Annotated in this window: 8 protein-coding genes and 1 pseudogene; 1 reads left to right on the top strand and 8 read right to left on the bottom strand. The window is 75.0% G+C overall.

Annotation, left to right across the window (positions count from 1 at the left end; all coding sequences use genetic code 11):
• The 6 genes and pseudogenes from ACFV0G_RS23140 to ACFV0G_RS23115 all read right to left on the bottom strand — a co-directional run.
• A pseudogene (locus tag ACFV0G_RS23140) lies at window positions 1-1,029 on the bottom strand (hypothetical protein); the annotation flags it as partial.
• Between the two features lie 109 nt (window positions 1,030-1,138).
• Window positions 1,139-1,435, bottom strand: a complete 297-nt coding sequence (locus ACFV0G_RS23135) for a 4a-hydroxytetrahydrobiopterin dehydratase (protein WP_380550994.1) — start codon at window positions 1,433-1,435, stop codon at window positions 1,139-1,141.
• Window positions 1,436-1,600: 165 nt separating this feature from the next.
• The gene (locus ACFV0G_RS23130) at window positions 1,601-2,374 is read right to left on the bottom strand and encodes a sulfite exporter TauE/SafE family protein (RefSeq protein ID WP_380550991.1); all 774 of its coding nucleotides are present in this window, start codon (window positions 2,372-2,374) and stop codon (window positions 1,601-1,603) included.
• Between the two features lie 141 nt (window positions 2,375-2,515).
• Window positions 2,516-3,508 carry an SPFH domain-containing protein gene (locus ACFV0G_RS23125; RefSeq protein ID WP_380550988.1) on the bottom strand — a complete coding sequence of 331 codons (993 nt, stop codon included), beginning with the start codon at window positions 3,506-3,508 and terminating at the stop codon, window positions 2,516-2,518.
• 9 nt (window positions 3,509-3,517) lie between these two features.
• Window positions 3,518-3,883, bottom strand: a complete 366-nt coding sequence (locus tag ACFV0G_RS23120) for an NfeD family protein (protein ID WP_380550996.1) — start codon at window positions 3,881-3,883, stop codon at window positions 3,518-3,520.
• Window positions 3,884-4,094: 211 nt separating this feature from the next.
• Window positions 4,095-4,886: an ABC transporter ATP-binding protein gene (locus ACFV0G_RS23115; protein WP_380550985.1), complete on the bottom strand. Its 792-nt coding sequence runs from the start codon at window positions 4,884-4,886 to the stop codon at window positions 4,095-4,097.
• A 200-nt stretch (window positions 4,887-5,086) separates the two neighbouring features.
• On the opposite strand from ACFV0G_RS23115, the gene ACFV0G_RS23110 reads away from it, so the two are divergent.
• Window positions 5,087-5,884 (top strand): hypothetical protein, encoded by a 798-nt coding sequence (locus tag ACFV0G_RS23110; protein WP_380550982.1) that lies wholly within the window; start codon window positions 5,087-5,089, stop codon window positions 5,882-5,884.
• A 26-nt stretch (window positions 5,885-5,910) separates the two neighbouring features.
• Here the strand turns inward: ACFV0G_RS23110 and ACFV0G_RS23105 are convergent, their stop codons facing one another.
• Window positions 5,911-6,558 (bottom strand): response regulator, encoded by a 648-nt coding sequence (locus ACFV0G_RS23105; protein ID WP_380550979.1) that lies wholly within the window; start codon window positions 6,556-6,558, stop codon window positions 5,911-5,913.
• The gene (locus ACFV0G_RS23100; RefSeq protein ID WP_380550976.1) at window positions 6,551-7,702 is read right to left on the bottom strand and encodes a GAF domain-containing sensor histidine kinase; all 1,152 of its coding nucleotides are present in this window, start codon (window positions 7,700-7,702) and stop codon (window positions 6,551-6,553) included. Before ACFV0G_RS23100 ends, ACFV0G_RS23105 begins: the two co-directional genes overlap by 8 nt.
• Window positions 7,703-7,878 lie beyond the last annotated feature (176 nt).

Here is a 7,878-nt window from a genome sequence, read left to right as displayed (position 1 = left end):
GTGCGCGCGCGCCGGGGGGGCGCGGGGGGTGCCCCCGACGGTGGGGGGCCCCCCGCCTGTGGCGAGCCCCCGGGTCTGTTGGGGGCCCGGGGGGGCCCCCCCGCGGGTGGCGGCGCCGCCGCCCGAGTCGTCGCCGGAGGCGGCCAGCACGCCCGCGGTGACCAGGACGGCCAGCGCGGCGGCGCCGGCCCCGGCGCGGACGAGCAGGGTGCGGCGGCCGGGCCCGTGGTCGGCGGAGACCACCGAGGCGGCCGCGGCCCGCGCACGGTCGGCGAACGAGCGCGGTCCGGCCTCGGCCGACCGGTCCTCGTCCTCGGCGCGGTACCCGCCGTCCGGCGCACCGATCGGCGCGTACCCGGGGGGCTCGGCGGAGGAGGTCGGGAAGCCGACGGTCAGGGCGTCCGGCCGGTCGTCGGCGGCCGGCTCGTGAGGCTCGTAGGCGGCCGTCGGGAAGTCGCCGGCGCCCGGTGCGTAGGGCGACGAGTCGGTCTGGCCGGCCGGGTAGCCCGGCTGCTCGGCGTAGCCCTGCTGCTCGGTGCCCGCGGCGTAGCCCTGCTGCTCGGTGCCACCCGTGCCGTACCCGCCGTACGCGTCGGTGCCCGGGTACGCCTGGCCGGCCGCGAACGGGTCGGCCGGGCTCTGGGTGCCGCCCGTCTGGTAGGCGTCGGTCGGGTAGGCCCCGGCCTGATAGGCGCCGTAGGGGTCGGCCGCCTGGTAGCCCGCGGCGCCGCCGTACGGATCGGCCGGAGCGTAGGGTGCCGCCGGTGCGTACGGGTCGGCGGGCTGGGCCGCGGTCTGACCGCTCGCGTAGTAGTCGGCGTAGCCGGCGGCGCTGTGCCCGGGGGCCCACGCGGAGTCCGGCTGGGCCTGCCAGCCCTGCTGCTGGCCGGCGGCCCAGGCGTCGGCGGGCTGCTCCGGCTGCTGGGGGTACCAGGCCTGCTGCTGGTGCTCGTGGCCGCCGGGCTGCTGCCCGTCCGTGCCGCCGTGCGGGTACCCCTGGTCGTAGGTCCGGGGAGGGTCCTGAGGCATGCGTTCCGTCCGTCCCGACTGCTGCTGCAAGCCGCCAGCATCTCATGGCGGCCGGCGGGCCCTGCCGGGCACGGGGGCGGTACGGACCTGACCGCGGCTCAGGAAGGGTTCAGGAGACGGTCCGCAGAACCTCGTCGATCCTGGCCGCGAGGGTGGCGTCGAGGCCGGTCAGACCCCCTGCGCTGTGGGTGGAGAGGGCGAAGCGCAGGGTGCGCCAGCGGATGTCGATGTCGGGGTGGTGGTCGAGTTCCTCGGCGGCCACCGCGACGGTGTCCACGACCCGGATCGCGGTCGGGAAGCTCGCGGTCTCCGCGGTGCGGACGATCGACTCCCCCTCGCGGTGCCAGTCCGGCAGCGCGGCCAGGGCGGTGGCGATCTCGTCCTCGGTCAGCCGGGTGCGGCTCATCGGTCAGCTCTCCGTCGGTCGGTCGGGCGGTGCAGGGCGGGCGGCGTCCGGGAGCGGTCGCGCCTCCCGGGAGCACTCCCAGGAGCATAGGAAGGGGGCGGCCGCGGGGGCGGGAGGCGGCGCCCGGCGTTCGGCTGCTTTCCGCCGCGGCGGGACGGGCCCGGCTCAGCTGAGCAGGAGCCGGGTGACCGCGGCCAGGCCGACCACCACGATGACCGAGCGCAGCACCGGCGGCGGCAGCCGGCGGCCGACGCGGGCGCCGAGCTGGCCGCCGGCCACCGAGCCGACGGCGATGAGCACGACGGCCGTCCAGTCGATCGGGGCGACGAAGAGGAAGAAGACCGCGGCGACGCCGTTGACGATCAGCGCGAGCACGTTCTTGACGCCGTTGATCCGCTGCATGTCGTCCTGGAGCAGCATGCCCATCATGGCGAGCAGCAGGACGCCCTGGGCGGCGCCGAAGTAGCCGCCGTACACGCCGGCCAGCAGCACGCCGGTGAACAGCAGCGGGCCGGCCCCGTCCGTCCCTCCGGCCGGGTGGTCGGCGCCCTGGCGGCGGGCGGCCACCGCGCGGGCGACCCGCGGCTGCAGGACGACCAGCACGAGGGCGATCAGGATCAGCACCGGGACGATCGCGCCGAAGGCCTTGCCGGGCAGCAGGACGAGCAGCCAGGCGCCGAGCAGGCCGCCGATCAGCGAGCCGGTGCCCAGGCGCAGCAGGCGGCGGCGCTGGCCGGCGAGTTCGCGGCGGTAGCCGATGGCGCCGGAGAGCGAGCCGGGGACGAGTCCGAGCGTGTTGGAGACGTTGGCGGTGACCGGCGGCAGGCCGAGCGCGAGCAGGACCGGGAAGGTGATGAGGGTGCCCGAGCCGACGATGGTGTTGATGGTGCCGGCGCCGACGCCGGCGAGCAGGACCGCCAGGCCCTCCCAGACCGTCATGAGTGTTGTCCTTCCGTGAACCTGTCGGAAGGATCATCCTGACACCCGGTGCGGGAAGGCCAGGGGGCGTCCGGGATGCGGAACGGCCGAGGGCCCGTTCCGTCGCGGAACAGGCCCTCGGCGCAAGGGTGGTGACCGGGATCACTCCGGGTCGATGGTGGGGTACTCCCGGGTCGGCTCGGTCCGCGGGCGGGCGAGCGGCTTGGTGGTGGTGTCCACCGGGCGGGGGGCCGCCGGCGCGGAGCCGTTGCCGTTGCTGCCGCCGGCCATGCCGGTGAACGCGCCGCCGAGGCCCTTGAGCGCGTCGCCGACCTCGCTGGGGATGATCCAGAGCTTGTTGGAGTCGCCCTGGGCGAGCTGCGGCAGGGTCTGCAGGTACTGGTAGGCGAGCAGCTTCTGGTCGGCGTCGCCCTCGTGAATGGCCTCGAAGACCGTCCGGATCGCGGCGGCCTCACCGTCGGCCTTCAGCACGGCGGCCTGCGCCTCGCCCTCGGCCTGGAGGACGGCGGCCTGCTTCTCGCCCTCGGCGCGCAGGATCTGGGCCTGCCGGGCGCCCTCGGCGGTGAGGATCGCGGCGCGCTTGTCGCGGTCGGCGCGCATCTGCTTCTCCATCGAGTCCTGGATGGAGGTCGGCGGCTCGATCGCCTTCAGCTCGACGCGGTTGACGCGGATGCCCCAGCGGCCGGTGGCCTCGTCCAGGACGCCGCGCAGGCCGGCGTTGATGACCTCGCGGGAGGTCAGCGTCGACTCCAGGTCCATCGAGCCGATGATGTTGCGCAGCGTGGTGACGGTGAGCTGCTCGATCGCCTGGATGTAGCTGGCCACCTCGTAGGTGGCGGCCCGCGGGTCGGTCACCTGGTAGTAGATGACGGTGTCGATGTTGACGACGAGGTTGTCCGAGGTGATGACCGGCTGCGGCGGGAACGGCACGACCTGCTCGCGCAGGTCGATCCGGTTGCGGATGGTGTCGATGAACGGCACCACGATGTTCAGGCCCGCGCTCAGCGTGCGGGTGTAGCGGCCGAACCGCTCCACGATCGCCGCGCTGGCCTGCGGGATCACCTGGATCGTCTTGATCAGCGCGATGAAGGCCACCACGACCAGGACGACCAGCACGATGAGGACGGGTTCCACGATTCTCCCCTAGACGACCAGGGCGGTCGCGCCCTGGATTTCGACGACGTCGACCTGCTGACCCGGCTCGAAGACGCTGCCGGGATCGAGCGCGCGAGCCGACCAGATCTCACCGTTGAGCTTGATCCGGCCGCCCTCCCCGTCGACCTTCTCCTGTACCACTGCGGTGGCGCCGGTGAGCGCCTCGATGCCGGTGCGGATCGTCGGACCCTGCTTCAACTGGCGGTAGGCGATGGGCCGGACGAACACCAGCAGGGCGACCGAGACGCCCACGAAGACCAGGAACTGCGGGACGACCCCGGCGCCGAGCGCGGCGGTGCCCGCGGCCGCGGCCGCGCCGATCGCGAACATGGCGAACTCCGGCATCGCGGTCATCACCAGCGGTATGCCGAGGCCTACGGCGGCGAGGAGCCACCAGATCCAGCTGTCCACGGGGCCATCCTAGGGACGAGTGCACCTGTGACGCGTAGCTTCCCGCAGGTGAAGAGGCGGAAACCGGTCGTGCGTGCGGACGGCCGCGGGTTCAGCGGAGTTCAGTGGTTCAGGCCGCCGGCGGGAGGGCCGGCGGCCCGGTGTCCGGACGGGCTCAGCCGAGCGGCAGGCCCTGCGCCGACCAGCGGTCGCCGTGGCGCTCCAGGGTCAGCGGCAGGCCGAAGCAGAGCGACAGGTTGCGGGCGGTCAGCTCGGTGTCGATCGGGCCGGCGGTCAGCACCTTGCCCTGACGGATCATCAGCACGTGGGTGAAGCCCGGTGCGATCTCCTCGACGTGGTGGGTGACCATCGCCATGGAGGGCGCGTACTCGTCCTGGGCGAGCGCGCCGAGCCGGCGCACCAGGTCCTCGCGGCCGCCGAGGTCGAGGCCGGCGGCCGGCTCGTCGAGCAGCAGCAGCTCGGGGTCGGTCATCAGGGCGCGGGCGATCAGGGTGCGCTTGCGCTCGCCCTCGGAGAGGGTGCCGAAGCGGCGGGTGGTGTAGCCGGCCATGCCCATCCGGTCGAGCAGCACCAGCGCACGGGCCTCGTCGCTGACCTCGTACTGCTCGTTCCAGGTGGCGGTCATGCCGTACGCGGCGGTGAGGACGGTCTGCAGCACGGTCTGCTCGCCGGGGAGCTTGTCGAACATGGCGGCGCTGGCCAGGCCGATCCGGGCGCGCAGCTCGAAGACGTCGACCGAGCCGAGCTTCTCGCCGAGGACGGCCGCGGTGCCGGAGGTCGGGAAGAGGTACGTGGAGGCCACCTGCAGCAGGGTGGTCTTGCCGGCGCCGTTCGGGCCCAGGATCACCCAGCGCTCGCCCTCGGCCACCGACCAGGAGACCTGGTCGATCAGCGCGCGCCCCTCCCGGACCACGGAAACGTCCACCAGCTCCAGCACGTCACTCATGCCTACGCCTTCCCCAATGCAGATTTCGGCCGTCCGAGGTCCGGCGGCATCGGGTCCTCGGGGTGCGGTCCACTCGTCTCGACAAGTCGGTGCGCGCGGGCAGCGTACTCCGCCGGTCGGTAGGGGCGGGGACGGGGTGCGCCGCAGCACTCCCCCAACCTACGCCACGCGGATGGCCGCACAGTCCGTAGGCTGGCTGGATGCACGCCACACCCGCCGCCAATCCCTACCAGGAGCCGCGTTCGGCGCGGCTCACCGCCTGGGGCAACGCCCTGCTGGCCGGGTCCGTGCCGCCGGACGACGCCGCCACGGCCGTGCTCGGCGAGGACGAGTCGCACCGCGTCACCGGGCTGCCGGGCGACGCCGAGGGCGACCTGCACGGCCTCACCTGGGCGCTCGGGCGGCTGCGCGTCCTGGGGGTGGCCGGCCTGCGGCTCGCGCTGCCCGCCCCCGGGCACCCGCTCGGCCTGACCGGCCCGGCGCCGTTCAACACGGCGGCGATGGCGGCCGGGGAGGCCGTCCTCGCGGTGGGTGCGCCGCTCGGGCTGGTGCCCGAGGTCGAGGAGTACGGCCCGGCCGGGGACCGCGGGGTTCGGGTGCTGTGGCGGTGCGCCACGGTGAACGACGGGCCGCCCGCGGACGTGCCCTCGCTGCACGAGGCGGAGTTCGAGCTGGCGGACGGGATGCGGCGGACCACCGAGATGCTGACCCGGCTGGACGTGGCCGGCGCCGGGCCGCAGGCGCTGCGGGCGTTGGAGGCGTACCGGCGGCGCGGCCACGCGGAGCTGCTCGCCCCCGGCTACCCGCCGCGGGCGGTGCGGGTTCTGCAGTCCGCCCAGCAGGTGTCGGCGCTGCTGGGGATCGCGGCGGGCGGGCACGGCGCGGCGGTGTCGGCCTCGGAGATGGCCGCCCGGCGCGAGGTGCTCGCCCCGCTGGAGCGGACCGCCCGGCGGGCCCGGGTGGCGGCGTACAACGCTCTGGTGGACGAGCCCCGCTAGGGCTCGTCCGACCTCGCCGCGGGGTCTCAGGCCTCGCCGTTGCGGACGGCCCACAGGGCGGCCTGGGTGCGGTCGGCGAGGTCCAGCTTCATCAGGATGTTCGAGACGTGGGTCTTCACGGTCTTCTCGGAGAGGTGGAGCGCCCGGGCGATCTCCCGGTTGGAGCGGCCGTCCGCGATGTGGCCGAGGACCTCGCGCTCGCGGTCGGTCAGGGTGCCGCCGCGGCCCTGCGCGGGGCGCGGGCCGTCGTCGGAGAGCAGCGCCTCGGCCAGCTCGGGCTGGAGGAGCACGTGCCCGGCGTGCACCGAGCGGATGGCGCCGGCCAGCGCCTCCGGGTCGACGTCCTTGTAGACGTACCCGGCCGCGCCGGCCCGCAGCGCGGGCACCATCGTGCGGTGCTCGGTGAAGCTGGTGACGATCAGGATCCGGGCCGGACTGCCCTCCGCCTTCAGCGTCTTGAGCGCCTCGATGCCGTCCGTCCCGGGCATCTTGAGGTCCATCAGCACCACGTCGGGGGCGAGTTCGCGGGCGCGCTCGACGCCCTCGGCGCCGTCGGCGGCCTCGCCGACCACCTCGATGTCGTCCTGGACCTCCAGGAAGGTGCGCAGCCCGCGCCGGACGACCTGGTGGTCGTCGACCAGCAGCACGCGGATCGGTGAGGCGGCGTCAGACACCGGGGACCTCCATCTCGACGACCGTCCCCTTGCCCGGGGCCGACTCCAGGGTGAGGGTGCCGCCGACGGCGGCGGCGCGGTCGCGCATCGACACCAGGCCGAGGTGGCGGCCGGCCCGGCGGACGGACTCCGGGTCGAAGCCGCAGCCGTCGTCGGCGATCCGCAGCACGGCGCCGCGGGCCGCCGTCCCGGTGAGCGAGACCCGGACGCTCCGGGCCCCGGAGTGCCGCAGCGCGTTGTGCAGGGCCTCCTGGGCGACCCGCAGCACGGCGGCCTCCTGGGCCGCGGGCAGCGCCCTGACCTGCCGGGCCTCGAAGGCGACGGCGGCGGTGTGCGCCCGGTCGAGCACCTGGACCTGGGAGGCGAGGGTCGCGGTCAGGCCGTCCTCCTCCAGGGCGGCGGGGCGCAGCTCGACGACCACGGCGCGCAGTTCGTCGGCGGCCTCGGCGGCGAGCCGGGCGACCTCGGCGAGTTCGGCCCGGGCGCGGGCCGGGTCGCGGTCGACGAGGGTGGCGGCGGCCTTCGCGGTGAGGCGCAGCGAGAAGAGCTTCTGCGCGACGGCGTCGTGCAGGTCGTGGGCGATCCGGGCGCGCTCGCCGGCCAGGGTGAGCTCGCGGCTGCGCTCGTACAGGCGGGCGTTGGAGAGGGCGAGCGCGGCGTGCGCGGCCAGGATCCGGAGCAGTTCCTCGTCGTGGGCGGTGAAGCCGCCGGCCTTGTTGGCGAGGAAGACGGCGCCGAGGATCTCGCCGCCGTCGACGATCGGCATGCCGAGGAAGTCGGTCATCTCCGGGTGGGCGGCGGGCCAGCCCTCGAAGGCGGGTGCCCGGCGGACGTCGGTGAGCCGGGTGGGTGTCGGGTCGTGCAGCATGGTGGCGAGGACGCCGTGCTGGCGCGGCAGCGGGCCGATGGCCCGCCACTGCTCGTCGCTGACGCCGTCCACCACGAACTGGGCGAAGCCGCCGTGGTCGTCGGGCACGCCGAGCGCGGCGTACTCGGCGCCGAGCAGGGCGCGGGCGGAGGCGGTGATCCGCCGCAGGACCTCGCGGACCTCCAGGTGGCCGCTCATGGCGAGCACGGCGGTGCTGATCGCCTCGATCCCGCCCAGGCAGGGGTCGCAGGCCGGTACGGGTTCGTGCGGCGGCATGCCCCCACGCTACCGCCGCCCGCGCGGGCCGGGCATGAGGCGGCAGGTCTAGGACCAGCGGCCTACGACGGCGGGGGGGGCCCCCCCGGGGGGGGGGGGGGGCCCGCGGGGGGGGGGGGTGAGGTGGGGAGCCATGTTCTTGTCGTCAGAGGGGAGGGGGGGCGGGTAGGGGTGTA

The sequence above is a fragment of the Kitasatospora sp. NPDC059571 genome (assembly GCF_042735675.1).
Taxonomy (GTDB): Bacteria; Actinomycetota; Actinomycetes; order Streptomycetales; family Streptomycetaceae; genus Kitasatospora.
The sequence above is the reverse complement of the archived record's forward strand: the minus strand, read 5'-3'. Positions and strand labels throughout refer to the sequence as shown.

Excerpts from the sequence above, each read along its gene's own strand:
- ACFV0G_RS23135 (WP_380550994.1), bottom strand. The coding sequence starts at position 1,435 with ATGAGCCGCACCCGGCTGACCGAGGACGAGATCGCCACCGCCCTGGCC.
- ACFV0G_RS23130 (WP_380550991.1), bottom strand. The coding sequence starts at position 2,374 with ATGACGGTCTGGGAGGGCCTGGCGGTCCTGCTCGCCGGCGTCGGCGCC.
- ACFV0G_RS23120 (WP_380550996.1), bottom strand. The coding sequence starts at position 3,883 with ATGACCGCGATGCCGGAGTTCGCCATGTTCGCGATCGGCGCGGCCGCG.
- ACFV0G_RS23115 (WP_380550985.1), bottom strand. The coding sequence starts at position 4,886 with ATGAGTGACGTGCTGGAGCTGGTGGACGTTTCCGTGGTCCGGGAGGGG.
- ACFV0G_RS23110 (WP_380550982.1), top strand. The coding sequence starts at position 5,087 with ATGCACGCCACACCCGCCGCCAATCCCTACCAGGAGCCGCGTTCGGCG.
- ACFV0G_RS23100 (WP_380550976.1), bottom strand. The coding sequence starts at position 7,702 with ATGCCGCCGCACGAACCCGTACCGGCCTGCGACCCCTGCCTGGGCGGG.